13 protein-coding genes are annotated in these 16,017 nt (G+C 56.8%); 4 read left to right on the top strand and 9 right to left on the bottom strand.

The window, feature by feature from the left end; translation table 11 throughout:
- Window positions 1-48: 48 nt before the first annotated feature.
- From B3M32_RS02185 to B3M32_RS02145, 9 genes are all read right to left on the bottom strand, one after another.
- Window positions 49-243, bottom strand: coding sequence for a hypothetical protein (locus tag B3M32_RS02185; protein ID WP_290743226.1), 195 nt, complete (start codon window positions 241-243; stop codon window positions 49-51).
- A 207-nt stretch (window positions 244-450) separates the two neighbouring features.
- Window positions 451-873 carry a septal ring lytic transglycosylase RlpA family protein gene (locus tag B3M32_RS02180; protein ID WP_290743223.1) on the bottom strand — a complete coding sequence of 141 codons (423 nt, stop codon included), beginning with the start codon at window positions 871-873 and terminating at the stop codon, window positions 451-453.
- Between the two features lie 16 nt (window positions 874-889).
- Complete coding sequence (locus B3M32_RS02175; protein WP_290743220.1) at window positions 890-2,806, bottom strand: tetratricopeptide repeat protein; 1,917 nt, start codon at window positions 2,804-2,806, stop codon at window positions 890-892.
- 95 nt (window positions 2,807-2,901) lie between these two features.
- The gene (locus B3M32_RS02170; protein WP_290743216.1) at window positions 2,902-4,617 is read right to left on the bottom strand and encodes a tetratricopeptide repeat protein; all 1,716 of its coding nucleotides are present in this window, start codon (window positions 4,615-4,617) and stop codon (window positions 2,902-2,904) included.
- A complete protein-coding gene (locus B3M32_RS02165; protein WP_290743213.1) occupies window positions 4,617-5,462 on the bottom strand; it encodes a sigma-70 family RNA polymerase sigma factor in 846 nt (281 codons plus the stop codon). Before B3M32_RS02165 ends, B3M32_RS02170 begins: the two co-directional genes overlap by 1 nt.
- A gap of 59 nt (window positions 5,463-5,521) precedes the next feature.
- Entirely contained in the window at window positions 5,522-5,818 is a 297-nt protein-coding gene (locus B3M32_RS02160; protein ID WP_290743210.1) for a DUF971 domain-containing protein, read from the bottom strand.
- Window positions 5,815-6,939 carry an Mrp/NBP35 family ATP-binding protein gene (locus B3M32_RS02155; protein WP_290743207.1) on the bottom strand — a complete coding sequence of 375 codons (1,125 nt, stop codon included), beginning with the start codon at window positions 6,937-6,939 and terminating at the stop codon, window positions 5,815-5,817. Before B3M32_RS02155 ends, B3M32_RS02160 begins: the two co-directional genes overlap by 4 nt.
- A 38-nt stretch (window positions 6,940-6,977) precedes the next feature.
- Complete coding sequence (locus tag B3M32_RS02150; RefSeq protein WP_290743204.1) at window positions 6,978-8,426, bottom strand: ATP-binding cassette domain-containing protein; 1,449 nt, start codon at window positions 8,424-8,426, stop codon at window positions 6,978-6,980.
- Between the two features lie 85 nt (window positions 8,427-8,511).
- Entirely contained in the window at window positions 8,512-10,029 is a 1,518-nt protein-coding gene (locus tag B3M32_RS02145; RefSeq protein ID WP_290743201.1) for a T9SS type A sorting domain-containing protein, read from the bottom strand.
- Between the two features lie 140 nt (window positions 10,030-10,169).
- Here B3M32_RS02145 and mqnC point away from each other — a divergent pair, with 140 nt between their 5' ends.
- The 4 genes from mqnC to B3M32_RS02125 all read left to right on the top strand — a co-directional run bounded on the left by mqnC (window position 10,170) and on the right by B3M32_RS02125 (window position 15,867).
- Window positions 10,170-11,219, top strand: a complete 1,050-nt coding sequence (mqnC, locus tag B3M32_RS02140) for a cyclic dehypoxanthinyl futalosine synthase (protein ID WP_290743198.1) — start codon at window positions 10,170-10,172, stop codon at window positions 11,217-11,219.
- 191 nt (window positions 11,220-11,410) lie between these two features.
- A complete protein-coding gene (locus B3M32_RS02135; RefSeq protein ID WP_290743196.1) occupies window positions 11,411-12,889 on the top strand; it encodes a carboxypeptidase regulatory-like domain-containing protein in 1,479 nt (492 codons plus the stop codon).
- 369 nt (window positions 12,890-13,258) lie between these two features.
- Window positions 13,259-15,067, top strand: a complete 1,809-nt coding sequence (locus tag B3M32_RS02130) for a BatD family protein (protein WP_290743194.1) — start codon at window positions 13,259-13,261, stop codon at window positions 15,065-15,067.
- Window positions 15,068-15,102: 35 nt separating this feature from the next.
- Complete coding sequence (locus B3M32_RS02125; protein WP_290743192.1) at window positions 15,103-15,867, top strand: tetratricopeptide repeat protein; 765 nt, start codon at window positions 15,103-15,105, stop codon at window positions 15,865-15,867.
- The last annotated feature ends 150 nt before the right edge of the window (window positions 15,868-16,017 follow it).

Genomic DNA, 16,017 nt, shown 5'->3' with positions numbered 1-16,017 from the left:
GAATGACGTATGAGCCGAATGACGTGCTAGGTTTGACTGCATAAGAGCTTACATCCCGACAGGGCAGCCGAGGGCGCTCAGCACGTAGGTTTCGCTTTCGCCCATGCGGTACAAGGGCAGCAGGGTTTCGTCGTCGACAAAACCGTCATCAAAGCCGCCCAGCTGAAGCTGTTCATTGATGCGGCGGCTGAACGTGGAGAATCCGGAGTCGTTCTTGGAAGGGAAATAGTACATTCTATCCATATTTTACCTCTCTTTCTAGGGGACGCACAAACGGACAAGCGTCCCCTGTGCCGCAAAATATAGATTCTAGGGAATGTCAGAAAATGACAGTGCACATTTTTTTTTCAAGGGGAGTCTAGATGGCGGGTCAAGCCCGCCATGACGTGGTAGAGAAAAAGGGCCTTTCTGAGTACAAAGTCTAGATGGCGGGTCAAGCCCGCCATGACGTTATTCAATAACCGTCGCGACGACTTCGGCGTGCCCGACCTTGTCGAGCCCGATCTTCTTGCCCGCGGCGGCGCTCAAGTCGAGGATTCGCCCGTCCACGTAGGGGCCGCGGTCGTTCACGCGCACCACCACGCTCTTGCCGTTGTCCTTGCGCACCACCTTGAGCTTGGTGCCGAAGGGCAGGCTCTTGTGGGCGCACGTCATGTCGTCCTGGTCAAAAATCTCGCCGCTCGCAGTCTTCTTGCCGTCAAAGCCCGGGCCGTAGTAGCTCGCCTCGCCCGAAATCTTCATGCCGATTTCGGCCTTCTCGTTAGACGCGTAATGCTTTTCGGGGTTGCGCACGTAGCCCTTGCGCGCACTGATACTCGCCTTGCCCGCACACCCGCCGAGCACAAGGAGCGCCACGACAAGCAGACCCCGCAACAAGGTCCCTGCCGGCCTACTCGAAATCGTACATGCTGTTGTATGTATTCTCGAGGACCTCATCTTCCATGCTCTTGACTTCGGCTTTCTTCTCTTCGGGTTTCTTGCTCAGGCTTTCGTAGTACTGCTGAGAAAGCTGGTTGATATGTTCCTCGCTCTGCTTGACGCGCTTGCGCAAACGTTCCAATGCGGCATCGGTGTCGTTGTTGCGGCGGGCGTTGACATACTGCGACGCCTGGCGACCCCAGGGAGTCGAGCTGTGCTTCGAAGCCAGTTCGCGGTACACGTTCATCGCGCTGTCCACGCGTTCCGGGCTCATCTGGAAATAGATTGCCTTCATGTAGAGCGCCTGCACGCCCGTTTCGGTATCGGGGAATTCGCGGTACAGGCTGTCGAAGGCGTTAAAGGCCTCGGCATAGGCGGAATCCACCTGTTCCATCTGGTCCGGCGGCATCTCGGAGGCGATTGTCCAGAGGCTTTCGGCCTGCAGGTAGCGTTCCTTCGCCACGTCTTCGCGCGTCTGCGCCGTCACGCGCATGCCCAGGTTCGCCTGGGCCTGCTTCGCGTACTCGGTATTCGGGTACTTCTCGATGATTTCCTTGTAGAGTTCCTCGGCCTTGTCCTCGTCGCCCTTGAACTCGTCGTATATAAACGCCCTCGCGTACGTCGCGCGCATCAGGCGGGCCGTATCCTGGGAGTTCTGCTCGATAATCGCATCCAGGCGTTTCACGGCGCTGTCCACTTCCGAAAGCTTGAACAGGAACAGTTCCGCAATCTGGAACTCGTTGCTGAAGAAGTTGTTCACGTTGGGAATGGAATCCTTGCGGGCGTCGTCGTTCATCTTGCGGAGGGCAAGCAAGCGCTTGAGCGCATCGCGGCGGTCACGACTCTTCTGGCCGTACTCGCTGATAGCCCTCGCGTAGAAGCTGCTGTCGTAGTACACGATAGCCTGCTCGTAGTTCATCGTCTTGGTCTGCTCGTAGTCACCCAGGTTGAAGTAGCTGCGGCAGGAGTGTTCCGTGCGCGGGTAGTCGGAATTCACCTTCTGCAGCACGACAAAGGCATCGGCGTAGCGTTCCGCCATGAGCATGATCTCGCCTATTCGCACCAGGTAGAACGGCTGCTGTTTCTCGTAGTCGGCGACCTTGTACAGCGCCTTGTACTCGTCGGCGGCCTTCAGGTATTCCTTCTTGTTCACCAGGCATTCCGCGGCCTGTTCGCCGGCGGTCTGCTTCTCGCGCACGTTCAGCAGCTCGATTTCCTTGGCGGTGTAGTGCTCGCGGGACTTGTCCCAATTCTCTTTCTTAAAGTAGAGGCCCGCCAGGCGGAAATGCGCCTTGCCGCGCATGAAGGGCGAACCCGAAGTATCGGCGAGCACGGCTTCCAGGGCGGCTATGGCCTGGTCAGGGAATTCCGACTTCTCGTCAAGCAGCGAAAGAAGGTTCAGCCCCTGGAAATAGTAGGGGTGCTTCTTGTCCGAAATCACCGGTTCCAGGGCAAAACGGCTGATATTGAACTCGTTGTTGCGGTAGAGGCAGTAGGCGCGCTGGTATTCCACGGCACGCATGGAATCGTAGTCGGCAAAGTAGCGTTCGTATTCATCGTACTTGATAATGGCCTTGCCCCATTCCCCCTTGTGGCGGAAAGATTCGCCAATCAGGAACACCGCCTCGGCGGTGCGCTTGCGGTTCTTGGGGAATCGTTCCAGAACGCGGGAGCCCTTCTCGATGACCTTGTCGTACTTGAGGCGTTCATCGGGACCGGGGAGACTCGCCGTCTCGTCGGGGATGCTGTCCAGGCGTGCCTCGCGCAATTCCGTAGCCTCGTCATAGAGGCGTTCCGCATTGAACATGTGGTTCAGGTATGCACAGCAGGTACAGCCCTCGAAAAAGAGGACCACGGCCGCAAGCATAATGTAGCGGAACATACGCATCGCTGTAAAGATACAAAAATGCGGGGAACGAAGTGCGTGATGTGGGGTGTGGGATGACTCGGGAAATGTCCAAGGACGACTCAGAACGAGACAACCTAGTACTCGTTCAAGTACGGGATATAGTCGCAAAGCTTAAGGCCCGGAACAAGCGCGGACTTGTCAAAGCGCACCATGCGGACTTCGGCGGGTTTCCCGACAAAGCGGGCCAGAATCTCGAAGTTGTCCTGCGTTTCCCAGACCGCGGCATCGATGACGTTGCCGTCACCGCAGTCGGTTTCGCCGGTGCTGTTGCCGATTCCCGAGATGCGCGAGTTCTGCTTCAGCAGGCGCGTGAAGACTTCGGGGGCTATGCCCAGGTGGTGCCCCGCCGTCGAAGAATCGAATACGGACACGTGGACTTCGCGGAAATGGTTCAGCGAATCGAACACGATGGTATAGGTATGCTTGTAGGGCGGTTCGTAGAAGGATTCCTGCCACACGTTCGCCTTGACCGGGCGGAAATTGCCCACGGCGTATTTCTTGAAGAACTCGCCGGGCGTCGCACCGTAGCGGACAAGGTAATGGCCGAGCATCGTGGTAAAGTCGTGCTTTGTCGCAGGGCCCATAGCTCCGCGCAAGCTGTCGACGGCTCGGCTCAGGTTTTCGGCAAGGCCGCTGTTCTGGGCTACCGGCGCAGGCTTGGTCACGTTCGATTCCTGGATGCGCTGCTGGATATCCGGATATTCCGGATCGCGGTTCAAGATTTCGCGGAACTGTATACGGGCGCGGTCGAACTCACGTCCCTTGAGAAGGGCGAGCCCGAGCGCTTCGCGCAGCGGAAGGTTCTCGGGGTATTTCTCCACGAGCGGTTCCAGGATGTCGCAGGCGACCTGGGCCCTGTCCTTGGGCGAAAGCGTCACGCCGGAACCCGTGCCCGGAGGGGATTTTTCGCCGAGGGAGGCAAGCGCCGTAGACGCCTTGGCAAAATCCGGACGGAATGCCAGAATCCTGTGGTAGAGCTTTTCGGCGGAATCGAAACGGCCCTGGTATTCCATGAGGTAGCCCTGCAGCAGCAGGAGTTCTACGTTGGCGGGATACTGCGACAGGGCGTATTCCACCAGGGATGCGCTGCTGTCGAGCAGGCCCTGGTCGTGATAGAGCTGCGCCATCAGTTCGTAGGTGCGCGGGTCGGCTCCCAGAGAAAGGCTTATGGCCGCATGGCATTCGTTGCCGGCCTGGGCGAGACGTCCGTCTTCTTTGAGGAGGCGGGCAAACCAAAGGCGGGCCTCGTAAAGCGAAGGGGCCTTCTCTGTCGCCACGCGGGCGAGCTGCAGGGCGAGCGAGGTGTTGCCGGCCAGGTAGGCCTTGCGGCTATCCAGGTAAGACGAGAGCCCGGTATTCGGGAACTGCGCCTGGAGCCTCATGTCCAGGATTCTCATGCGTTCCTTGGCGGGTTCGTCCAGGGAATCCATTTCGAACAAAGTATTTTCCTCGTTCCAGGCGGCCCACAGAAGCGCCGGGTAGACCTGGACAACGGCCTCGAGAATCTCGTATGCGGCCTGCGTGTTGCCGCCACGGAAAAGTTCGACGGCACGACGCAGTTCGGCCTGGGTCTGCACGGGGACTTCCGAAAAACCGGCCATGAGGTCGGGAGCATCGCCCTGGACAAAGGAACTGCCGGCCGGAAGGCCGAACGGCACCGCCTCGACAGAAACCTTGGACGGGCCATAATCTTCGTAAAGCCGGAAAGCGCCAAACGAAATCAGCATCCCGACGCAGAGGATCAGGAACAGGTAGGCGGCCTTGCGCGCAAAAACTGTCGAGCTCATCATCAGAGCTCCAGGAAATCAGCGAGTTTTTCTTTGTGTTCCTTGCTCTTCTGTAAACGGCGCAAGGTCTTGTTCTTGATCTGGCGGACGCGTTCGCGACTGAGGCGCAGGTCTTCGCCGATATCCTTGAGCGTCGTGTCTTCGACGGTGTCGAGGCCATAGAACATGCGGAGGATTTCTTCTTCGCGGCGCGGAAGCGAGGCCAGGGTTTCCTGGATGAGCTTCTTGCGTTCTTCCTTTTCCATGTCGTCGTCCTGGTTGCCGTCGGAACCGAGGACATCCATGAGGGTGCTTACGGAGTCGGCAGAGGAACTGGCGTCGTCGCCAATCGGCGCATCGAGGGAAATATCCACGATCTTTTCCATCACCTCGACGATATCCTTCTCGTACGGGGCGAATTCTTCCATAGAAATAGTCTTGTCGTAGTCGCCGCCGTTGAGCATGAGCGCGCGCTTGAAGCGGTTCACGAGGGCGAGCTTGTTCGGGGGAATCCGGACCGCCCCCACCTGTTCAAACAGGGCTTTCTGGATAGACTGGCGGATCCACCACACGGCGTAGCTGATGAACTTGACATCCTTGTCCATGTCGAAACGCTTGGCAGCCTTGAAAAGGCCGAGGTTTCCCTCGTTGATCAAGTCGAGCAGGGCGAGGCCGCGGCCCTGGTACTTGCGGGCCACACTGACCACGAAGCGGAGGTTACCGCGGATAAGGCGCTGGAGAGCGGACTTGCGAATCTCTTCCGTTTCGCCTTTCTTGATAATCGTAAGCAACGCCGACTCCTCTTGCGGAGACAGCGTCGGGTATCGATTCAGGTCGCGAAAATAAAGCGCTTCGTTAAAATCACTCATAACCTTTACACCTATCAATCCACCTTAGCAATAAACTTCGGTCAAACAAATATGGTTTTTTACACCTTTTTCGTCAATTCTCTCAATTTATCGTAAGGGTAAATTCCCGAATTGTGACCATCGCTAAAGGTAAGCCCTGCCGCATACCGACCGATGGACTGTATTTTGACAAGAGTTATATCCGCCGGAACCGTCGATTCGTCCAACAATTTTTCTCCGGAGTGTTCATCGACACACAGTGCGCACGGACAAGCCAACCGGAGTTCGCGGACCGGGCAAGTCCCGCGCGTACCGTCGTTCCATTCGAACCCGAGGCGGCCGTCGTTTGTCCTAAATATTTTCTTCGGCTGAATCATGCGTCCTCCACCGGAAGTTCTTCGAACCCGTAGTTGAAACTCTTGAGCACGCCGTCGCCCTCGCTCGCGAACATCGAAAGTGTGCGCACCGTGGCGTCGGCGGCCTGCATAAAGGCCTTGGCCGATTCGGAATTCGGGTAACGCAGCACGGCAGGAGTCCCTTCGTCACCGCAGCCCGCCACCGCAGGTTCCAGCGGCACCTTCGCAATCAGGGGAACTCCCCAGCTCTTGGCGATACGTTCGCCGCCGCCTTCGCGGAATATGTTGTGGTGCTTGCCGCACTGGTCGCAAATAAAGTAGCTCATGTTCTCGACCACGCCCACCACGGGCACGCCCACGCTGTCAAACATGGCAAGCCCCTTGCGGCAGTCGGCGAGCGCCACCTCTTGCGGGGTCGTCACCACCACGGCACCGGCCATGGGGCAGTTCTGCGTGAGCGTGAGCTGGATATCGCCCGTTCCCGGAGGGAAATCCACCAGCAGGTAGTCGAGCTTGCCCCAGCGCACGTGATGGATAAAGTGCTGGATCATCTGCGAAACCATCGGGCCACGCCAGATGGTCGCCTTGTCGCTATCGGCGAACATGCACATGCTCACGATGCTGATGCCGCCCTTCGCCTCGACGGGCGCGATCGTATTGTCGTCAAAGACCTCGGGAGCCTTGTCGATGCCGAACATGAGTCCCATGCTCGGGCCGTAAATGTCGGCGTCGAGGATTCCCACACGGGCTCCGGAGAGGCTGAGCGCCATGGCGAGGTTCGCCGTCACCGTCGACTTGCCGACGCCGCCCTTTCCGCTCGCTACCGCGACCACGTGCGCGACTTCACCCAGGTAAGAAACCTTCGGCGCCTGCGCCGCCGTACCGCCGTCGCCCACCCGGCCCTGCGCGGTAAACGTCACGTCTACCTGGCTTGCGCCGAGCGACTTCACGATTGCGATGCACTGGTCCTTGAACTGGTCGCGGATAGGGCATGCGGGAGTCGTGAGGCGCAAGTCAAAACTCACCTTGTCGCCGTCGATTTTCAGGTTCTGGACAAAGTTCAGTTCCACGATGTTCTTGTGCAGGTCCGGGTCCTGGACCGCCCGCAAGGCATTCAATATGTTCTGTTCGTTCAGTTGCATTTGCAGTGATTAGTAAACAGTGGTTAGTGGTTAGGATTTCACATGGAAAATTTAGGCATCCGCAACAGGTGCGTCATGCAGGGGGGCCATTCCTCTTCGTAGTGGCTCACGAGAATGATCGTCGTCTCTGTCGAAAGCAGTTGCAACAGGTTGAAAATCTTTTCGCGGTAGCCGCCCTGCAAGCCCTGCGTAGGCTCGTCGAGCAGCAGCACCTTGGGCGGACGGATGGCGGCACGCGCCATGAGGATTACGCGCTTGTCTATCGGCGAAAGGTTGCGGAACCGCGCATGGACATCTTCAAAGCCCAGGTATTCCAGCCAGGACTTCGCCTTCGCGCGTTCTTCCCATGTAGTATTCTCCGCCCTGCAAAGATTCCCGGTAAAACCCGTGCACAGGACTTCCGAAAGGTCCAGGTCTTCGCGGTACTGGAGTGCGAGCTCCGGCGAGAAGAAACCGAGTTTCGCCTTGTGGTCCCAGATGTTGAGGCCATGCCCCGGATGTTCTCCTAACAAAGTAATGTCGTTCTTGTATATCTGCGGATGGTCCGCCGTCAAAAGTCCGAGCAGCGTACTCTTGCCTGCACCGTTCTCGCCCATTACCGCCCAGTGTTCGCCCTTGCGCACCGTCCAGTTGAGGTTCTTGAGCACGGTCGTGTCGCCGAATTGGACGTTGACGTTCTTGAGATCAAAGAGAATTTTGCCTTCAGTGTCATTCTGAGCCCGTTCGACAGGCTCAGGGTAAACTCCGCCATTAGGCGAAGTCGAGGAATCCAGTACTGGATCCTTCACTCCGTTCAGGATGACGATTTCGTAATCCTTCAATTCCTTCTTCGTGAACTTGGGCTTCGCGGCGGCACTCGGCAATTCGCCCGCATACTGCGTAAACGTCTTGTCGGCATACACGAACGCCGGGATTTCGGGCAACAGTTCGTCTTCGCGCGCCAAGCGCACCGCAAGCTTCACTCCCGGACGCTTCGCGAGGTCCACCACGCTTGCGACCAGGTGACTGCGGTATTCCGGATCGAGTCCCCCGAACAGGTCGTTGAAATAAATCCACTCCGGCTTTTCCATCCACATGCGCGCCAGCAATACGCGGCGCAGTTCGCCGTTCGAAAGGCTCAGGAGCGTACGGTCAAGCACCTCGGCAGAAAGTTCCGCAATCGAGAGCGCGTCATCCAGTTTTTCCGGGTCGGTTTCGGGCCACGCCATATCGTCGATATAGCGGTCCGTCTGCAAAAAGAACTTCTTGTTCAGAAGCAGGTTCTTCACCAGCGGTGCCTCGGAATCGTGGAGGCTTATAAAGCGCTGCTGGAAAAACGGAGCGAGCGCATGCTGGATTTTCCGCTGCATCGCTTCCGACATGGTGGAGACATTTTGTTGCTGGTTCAAAAAATGGGTAATGACCCTATCCAGGTCCTCGCCCTCGGTGCTAAAGATCTGCACCTGCGGAAACATCTCGATTAAGGCCTCAAAACGCTTGAATTCCATGTGGGCAAATGTAGAAACTTAAATGCAAAAAGTCCCGTCCCGGTTTACACCGGGACGGGACTGGGAGTGTGGATGAAAAAAAATTCTAGAACTTGCTGAAGAAATCCCAAGTGGTCTCGGGCACCCAGGACTTCTGCTGGCCCGGATCCTTGTGGTCCCAGATGTGACCGCCACTCTGCGTGCACCAGCGAACCGGGAAGCGTTCTTCGACCGTCGTGTAATCGTAGCACTTGTGGGCGGAATTGCGCGGAGCTTCTTCGGCACGTTCATTCTTCGCCTTGCCACCTTCGGAGTTGAGCGTCAAGATGATATCGCGTGCAGCGCGGCCCATCTCCGGAGTGCAGAGGTTATCGTCGAGGCCAAGCACGCCCATCCAGCCGATGCCCTTGTTCTGGCGCTGCGGGAGCCAAATGTTGCGTTCGGCAGTCTCGTATACGGCAACGGCGCGGAGCACGTCCTGGTGATTCCAGGAGAGGCCATTGCTGAACATGGAGCCGTAGCTGAAGCCCGTAGAGAACACGCGGCTCGAGTCAATGCAGAAGTTGCCTTCGAGATAAGCAAGAAGTTCATCGAAAAGCGTGTAGTCATCCTGGGCCCACGGGGCCTGGTTTCCGTTGCCTTCGGGAGCCACGAAGATGGCCGTTTCGTTCTTGTCGAGGGGCTTGAGGCCGTAGTAGCCTTCGTCCTGTACACCGCCGGCCCAGCCGCCCATGCACTGCATGCCGAAAATGAGTTTGTACGGTTTGTTCTTGTCGTAGCTCTTAGGGATATCGATACGCACGGTACGCGTGCCCTTGCTCCACTTGAATTCGATGTAGGGCTTGTCGCCGCGGTACTTGTAGTCGAGGCGGGTATCCTTGCCGCAACCGCTAGAAGGAACCGGATCGTTCTTGAGTCCCCAACCATAGGCGTACTGCGAAGCGACCACCGTTTTCTTGAGCTTGAGCGCAAGCGTCGTATCGAGATTGTTGAGCTTGACGTTGAGCGTATCGAATCCGGCGGCAATCACGCGCAGGTCATCGGAATCGCCGACCTTCAGGAGAGCCTTCGCGTTCGTCTTTTCGCCGAAGGCGGCCGCAAAGCTGCCGTCGGCCGTGAACTTGAAATTCTGCTGAGCGCTACCCACACGGACGCGGGCAAAATACACACCCTTCGCACGGACAGAGGCATTCATGTCGACCGTACCCGAGCCGTACAGGGTTTCGTTGAGCAGGCGGTTGCCCACCATGTCAAAGATTTGCACCTGGACCGGCCCGCTAGAACTCTGCGAGAACGAAAGCACGCCTTTGTTTACGGAGAGGTAACCCAGCGAAGAACGCTGCAGAGCAATGGCTTCCGAACCGCCCTCGCAACCCGGAGTGCCAGCAACGCACGGTTCGCCCTGGCCAAGGGAATCGCCCGGGGTAACGGGATCATCCTGATGGAATGTAAAGGCGCCCGACGCATCGGTCTTTGTCTGGAGCCCTTTCTGGACCAACGCCACCGAGGCGCCGCTCACTGCAGCGCCCTTTTCATCGGTCACTTTTCCGTTCAGGGTGAATGCACTTGCCGAAATGGCCATTGCAAGGCCAAAAGACATACCAGTATACAGTATTCGTTTCATACCAAACATCCTCTTTTTGTACTATAAAGATATATCCTCCATCGTGACACCGCTCACATCCAAATTCAAAAGCCATGGATAATAAGTCCACGGGCATTTGTTTACAAAATCCGTCAAAAAAAACTTATTTTTGGGGTAGAATGGACGAAAAACTGCAAAAAGCGATTGACGGAAACCGCCTTACCATGGCGGAAGCGCTCGACATATTGAAGAACGCCCCATGGACAGAAGTGGCCGAAGCCGCCGACAAGGTGCGCAAACGCATGCATCCCGAAAACAAGGTGGGCTATACCGCCTTCCGTATAGTGAACTATACGAACGTCTGCGAAATCACCTGCAGTTTTTGCAGTTTTTGCAGGCCCGCCAAGAGCCCCGAAGCCTACGTACTTACTTTAGACGAAATCCGCCAGAAAACAATCGAGGCCAAGGCGAAAGGCGCCGACCAGATTTTTTTGCAGGGCGGAGTCAACAAGGATATCCCGCTCAGCTACTACACCGACGTGCTCAAGATGCTCACCCACGAAATGGGCGTGAAGGTGCGCGGTTTTTCGCCGGTGGAACTCGTGCGCATTGCGGAATTCAACAAGATTACCTTGGACGAACTGCTCGACATTTTAAAGGAAGCCGGACTAACGTCCGTGCCGGGCGCCGGCGCCGAAATCCTCTCCGACCGCATGCGGCAACTGCTGTCGCCTAAAAAACTCCCCGCACGGCAATGGTGCGACACCCTCGCCGCCTGCCACAAGAAGGGACTCCCCGGCAGCGCGAACATCGTATTCGGCAGCGTCGAGACTCCCGAAGAAATCGTCGAGCACCTCGAATACGTGCGTGCCACGCAGGATATCGCCCAGGGATTCAAGAGTTTCGTGGTATGGACGTTCCAGCCGCAAACGGACAAGTTCCCCATCCGGCATGTTCGCGGCGACGAATACCTCAAGCTGCTCGCGCTCAGCCGCCTGTACCTCGACAACATCCCGCATATCGAAGTATCGTTACTCGGGATGGGCCGTTCCCTCGGCGAACTCGGGCTGCACTGCGGCGCCGACGACATCAACAGTATCGTCATCGAAGAAAACGTGCTGCAGAGCCAGGGCCTCACGAGCATCGAAGAGGCCGAAAAATTCATCCGCGACGCGGGATTCGTACCTTACCGCCGCAGCCTGAATTTCGATTTCGTCCCCAAGGGCTAAACTATTTTTTCTCTTCCGATTCCGCGGCCTTTTCCACAGTTTTCTGCAGGTCTTCGTCGGGTATTTAGCTTCTCCCGTAAAAATATGTTTATAGACAATTCATCCATAAACATGCGTTCCGACCGTGCGACATAAATTATGTAGCAGTATAGATTAGCTTGTAACGGGTTTTTTGGGGGAAAGGAGAACTCATGAAAACATACAAGCTAGCTTCAGCGGCTTGCCTTTTGGCATTCTGCGGCATGGCATCCGCATACACCGTATCGGGCACCGTTTCCGACGAGCAGGGCAAAGCCCTCAACGGCGTCGCCGTCAACCTCGTGAAAGAGGGCAAGTCCACAACGACCGACAGCCAGGGCAAATTCACCATCCACGAAGACGAACAGTCCGACGCAATCCGCTCCGCAAGCGCCCCCGGATTCATCGGTATCAACGACGGCGTCCTCACCTACGCGCAGAGCAGCGGCAAGCCCGTGCAGGTGAAAATCTTCAACGCGCTCGGCAACCAGGTGTTCGCGCAGACGCTCTACGGTTCCGGCCAGGTGGACCTTTCCAGCGGCATCAAGGCCAAGGGCACGTATTTCGCGCAGGTCACCATGGGCAGCGCCAAGCAGACCGTCCGCTTCGAAGGCCGCGCCCTCCTCAAGGAAGTGCAGCAGGGCGAAGCCATCCGCTTCGTGGCAGAGGGCTTCGACACGCTCACGGTACCGCTCGGCACGCTCGACACCACGCTCAACGTGAAACTCAAGGCGACCGCTCCGCAGTTCAAGTTCGGCTACGCGCTCAAGAACGACCCCACGCCCAGCAAGGGCTGCGGCTCCAATTCCAAGCTGCAAAAGGTCAAGAGCGTCGAGAACGGCGACCAGTTCCAGATCCGGGTAGGCAGCGACAACCGTACCTACTTCGTCACCCTGCCCAAGAACTACGACAACAAAAAGCCGCACAAGGTGCTATTCGCGCTGCACTGCTACGGCAGCAAAGGCGAAGACTTTGTGCACCACGACCCCGACTACGACCACCCCACGCCTTACTACGGCCAGCAGGTGCTCGACAAGAATGGTGACTACATCTTTGTCTCTCTCGATGCGATTGGAGGCCTATGGAGCAAGGGCCAGGCCGACCACGACTTCTTCGCCCAGACACTCACCACCCTGAACGAGAACTACTGTATCGACACGAGCCGCGTGTTCATCACCGGGTTCAGCTACGGAGCCATGTTCAGCTACTCGCTGATGCAGGACATGCAGAGCCGGGTCCGCGCAGCGGCCACCTACGCCGTGGCCGACTACAACATCTGGCTGCCCGAGGGTAACGCGATGAAGAACCTGCCCGTCGCCTGGATGAACGTGCACGGCGTGAACGACGACCGTTGCAATTACGACCGTGCAAAGAACAGCGCCCTTCCGCGCATCCTCAAGCGTAACGGCAAGGCCGACGCGAACGGCGACTTCACCGACGCGAGCAGCGAAAAGCCGCAGGAAATCAGCGGGAACACCGGCCACGTGTGCTACGACTTCAAGAATGTGGACGAACGCTTCCCCGTCAAGTGGTGCAGCTGGCCCGGAAACCACCAGTGGACCGCCCACGACACGGGCAACATGAGCATCGGCTGGAACTGGGAACAAACCTGGGTCCCCGAAGAAGTCCATAAGTTCTTCGAGCAGTTCTAGCCAACGTCATAACAAAAAAAATACCGGTAGGCCCGTAGGCTTTACCGGTAATTTCTTTTTAGAGAGAGTTCTAATGCCTTGGCTGGCAATCAGTTAGGCACGCTTGGCGTGCTTTCTGAAGCTCTTGACCAGGAGGGCGGCGAGAATGCAGTACATTTTTGTCCTTTTATCGTTTATTTTTGCTTTTTATCGCCATTTTCAAAACGGCGAGCCAATATTAACAATTTTTTACTAACGCTGCAAGGGTAAAAAATATATATATTTAATATTTTACCCCTTTTTGATCCGGCTTTTCGGCAGCAGTCCCGAAAGACAAGCGGGGCCCGGAGCGAGTGGTCGGCACCCCGAAAAATTGGTAAATTTGTGGGTATGAAACGAACCCTGCTGTTTTGCCTGACTTTATCTGCACTTGTTTTCGCCCGACCGTCCCTCCAGATAGACAGGGAACGGATTGAAGCGGGCCAGACTTTCGGTCTGCAGCTTGTGATTCCTATCCAGGAACTCCCCGCAGAAAGAGGCGTCCCGCAACTGGAAACGCGCAACGGGTTTACGCTCATGGGCTTAGACAGTTCCGACCAGGTCATGCGCCCCAGCATGGAAGACATGTTCAACTCCTTTTTCGGAGGCGGTGGCGGCAGCTACAAGGCCAGGATCTACAATTTCAAGATCCGCGCCCCTAAAAAGACCGGCCAGATAGACGTAGGCCAGATGACCTGGGAAATCGGCGGCCAGGTCCAGAACATCAGCAGCAAGATTCCCGTGAGCGTGCAGCGCGCCTATGCCGACGACGCCCTCGCCGTTTCGCTCACGCCCAGCAAAAAATCCATCTACGAAGGCGAGCAGTTCTACGTCACCCTCGGTTTCCACACCTACGAGCACTTCGAAGGCGGCCTCCAGGCCACCGACATGAGCACCGGCAACGACTTCATAGTCCACCGCAGCGACCTCAACAACATGGAATTCAAGCCCGTGGAAGGTAGCCGCCGCGAGATGCAGGCCAGCGCCAAGTTCGCCTGGCTCAGCCCCACCAAGAGCGGCAACCTGCAGATTCCGCCGTTCAAGTTCAAGTATACCAAGCGCGGCGAGCCGAAGATCGTCGAAGAAAAGAAGCAGATGGGCGGCATGTCGTTCTCCAGCCGCAGCATCAAGCAGGAATCCGTCGAGGCCGAGGCGACCTCCCCCACGATCAACATCACCGTAAAGCCACTCCCCGCCGAAGGCAAGCCCGAAAACTTCTCGGGCATGGTGGGCGACTACAAGTTTACCGCCGAATTCGACCGCACGAACCTGAAGGTCGGCGAAGCGCTCACGCTTTCCATTAACATCAGGGGCGACGGAACACCCGGCACCATCACCGATCCCAAGCTCCCCGATTTCGGCGAGTTCCGCTCCGTTCCTCCCGAAAACAACATTTCCAAGAAGATTGCCGGTAGCAAGGTCATCACCTCGAAAGAAATCAGGGTGTTCCTCTATCCCAAAAAGAAGGGTTCCTTCTCCATTCCCGAAATCAGCTACAGCTGGTTCAACCCGGCCAAGAAAAAATACGAAACTGCGACGGCGGGCCCCTGGACTATCGATGTCGAAAAGGGAGATGCCTCCGCCGAAGCGGTTTTCCAGACGCCTGCCGCCACCGCAGGCCCCGCCGCCGTGCAAAAGCAGGAAATCGAGTCCCTCGGTTCCGACATCCGCCATATCCATTCCCTCAAGGACGTCGGCGAATCTGCCGAGCCCTACAAGAGCGCAATCTTCTGGATCATCTTTGCCGCGGCCATCCCGTTCTACCTTGTCGTGAACTTCGAGATTACCCGCCGCCGCAAGCGCAGCAACAACGCCGCGCTTATCCGCAAGGGCAAGGCCAACAAGATGCTCAAGAACCGCTTTGCCAGCGCCCGCGAGGCCCTGAAGAACGGCGATGCCAAGGCTTTGTTCGCCGCGCTCGAAAACGGACTCATCGATTACCTGAGCGACATGACCAACCTGGAATTCAAGGGCATGACGCGCCCGCAGATGAAGGACGAACTCGCAAGGCTCGGAGTGAACGGAGAAACGATTACGGCTATTGACAGCTGGCTCGAAAAGTGCGCCTTCGCGCGGTTCGCACCGGTCAACCCGACCACGGACGAGCAGAAGAAAATGCTGGCCGACATCGAAAAGCTTTGCGGGGGACTGGATATTTAATTGATAATTGATGATTGATAATGGATGATGGATCTATGAAAAAAGTTTTGTTTATCTTATTTGCAATCGCGATGGCGTTCGGGTCGGCAAATGCCGACGAAAAGTGCGCGGGAATCGAGGCAGGCGCCAAGGCCTACCAATCCAGCGATTTCGAACGCGCCGTCGACGAATGGAGAACTTGCGTCGACAACGGCATCGTGAATGCCGACCTCTACTACAACCTGGGCAACGCCTATTTCCGCAGCGGCAAGATCGGATTCGCCATTTACTACTACCGCTCTGCGCTCAAGCTTCGCCCCAATGACGAAGATATCCAGCACAACCTCAAGTTCGCGCAGGCGATGACCCGCGACAAGGTGGACGAAGACGGCGAAGAAAACCCGATTCTTTCCGGGCTCTTCAAGGCGCACCACGCGCTTTCGCTCCGCTCGCAGCTGTTTACCCTGCTCGGCATTTTCTGGATTGTCGCGTTCGTCGCTATCGCCAGGCGCCTTTCTGCCAGCGAACGAATCAAGAATATCCTCATCGGAGTTCTTTTTGTGCTTTCCAGCGCATTCGCGGTTATCGGCATGAGCGCCGGCTACAAGATTTTTGTCGCCGAAACGGAAATTACGGGTGTCGTCACGGCCAAGGACGCCGATGTCACCAGCGCTCCCGACGACAGGTCACAGACACTCAACACGCTTTCGGAAGGCACTGCCTTCGAAGTGATTTCGGAGCAGCCACCCTTTGTCGAGATTCGCCTTGGCGAAAAGGTAAAGGGATTCGTGAAGCTCTCCGAAGTCGGAATTGTCAAGTAGCGTTGACGGAGTGGTGTGAGGTATGGGGTTAATTGATAATTGATAATTGATAATTGATGATGGGTGATGGTCGCGGTTACCGAGTCATCCCCCGAGAAAAACGAGGGGGGTACCATCACTCTTGTACAAGCGCCTGTATGAAAGTGATGG

Origin of the sequence: Fibrobacter sp. UBA4309, from assembly GCF_002395745.1 — a bacterium.
GTDB lineage: Bacteria > Fibrobacterota > Fibrobacteria > Fibrobacterales > Fibrobacteraceae > Fibrobacter.
The sequence above is the reverse complement of the archived record's forward strand: the minus strand, read 5'-3'. Positions and strand labels throughout refer to the sequence as shown.

Excerpts from the sequence above, each read along its gene's own strand:
- B3M32_RS02145 (WP_290743201.1), bottom strand. The coding sequence starts at position 10,029 with ATGAAACGAATACTGTATACTGGTATGTCTTTTGGCCTTGCAATGGCC.
- B3M32_RS02165 (WP_290743213.1), bottom strand. The coding sequence starts at position 5,462 with ATGAGTGATTTTAACGAAGCGCTTTATTTTCGCGACCTGAATCGATAC.
- B3M32_RS02175 (WP_290743220.1), bottom strand. The coding sequence starts at position 2,806 with ATGCGTATGTTCCGCTACATTATGCTTGCGGCCGTGGTCCTCTTTTTC.
- B3M32_RS02155 (WP_290743207.1), bottom strand. The coding sequence starts at position 6,939 with ATGCAACTGAACGAACAGAACATATTGAATGCCTTGCGGGCGGTCCAG.
- B3M32_RS02135 (WP_290743196.1), top strand. The coding sequence starts at position 11,411 with ATGAAAACATACAAGCTAGCTTCAGCGGCTTGCCTTTTGGCATTCTGC.
- B3M32_RS02170 (WP_290743216.1), bottom strand. The coding sequence starts at position 4,617 with ATGATGAGCTCGACAGTTTTTGCGCGCAAGGCCGCCTACCTGTTCCTG.
- B3M32_RS02150 (WP_290743204.1), bottom strand. The coding sequence starts at position 8,426 with ATGGAATTCAAGCGTTTTGAGGCCTTAATCGAGATGTTTCCGCAGGTG.
- B3M32_RS02130 (WP_290743194.1), top strand. The coding sequence starts at position 13,259 with ATGAAACGAACCCTGCTGTTTTGCCTGACTTTATCTGCACTTGTTTTC.
- mqnC (WP_290743198.1), top strand. The coding sequence starts at position 10,170 with ATGGACGAAAAACTGCAAAAAGCGATTGACGGAAACCGCCTTACCATG.
- B3M32_RS02160 (WP_290743210.1), bottom strand. The coding sequence starts at position 5,818 with ATGATTCAGCCGAAGAAAATATTTAGGACAAACGACGGCCGCCTCGGG.
- B3M32_RS02125 (WP_290743192.1), top strand. The coding sequence starts at position 15,103 with ATGAAAAAAGTTTTGTTTATCTTATTTGCAATCGCGATGGCGTTCGGG.
- B3M32_RS02185 (WP_290743226.1), bottom strand. The coding sequence starts at position 243 with ATGGATAGAATGTACTATTTCCCTTCCAAGAACGACTCCGGATTCTCC.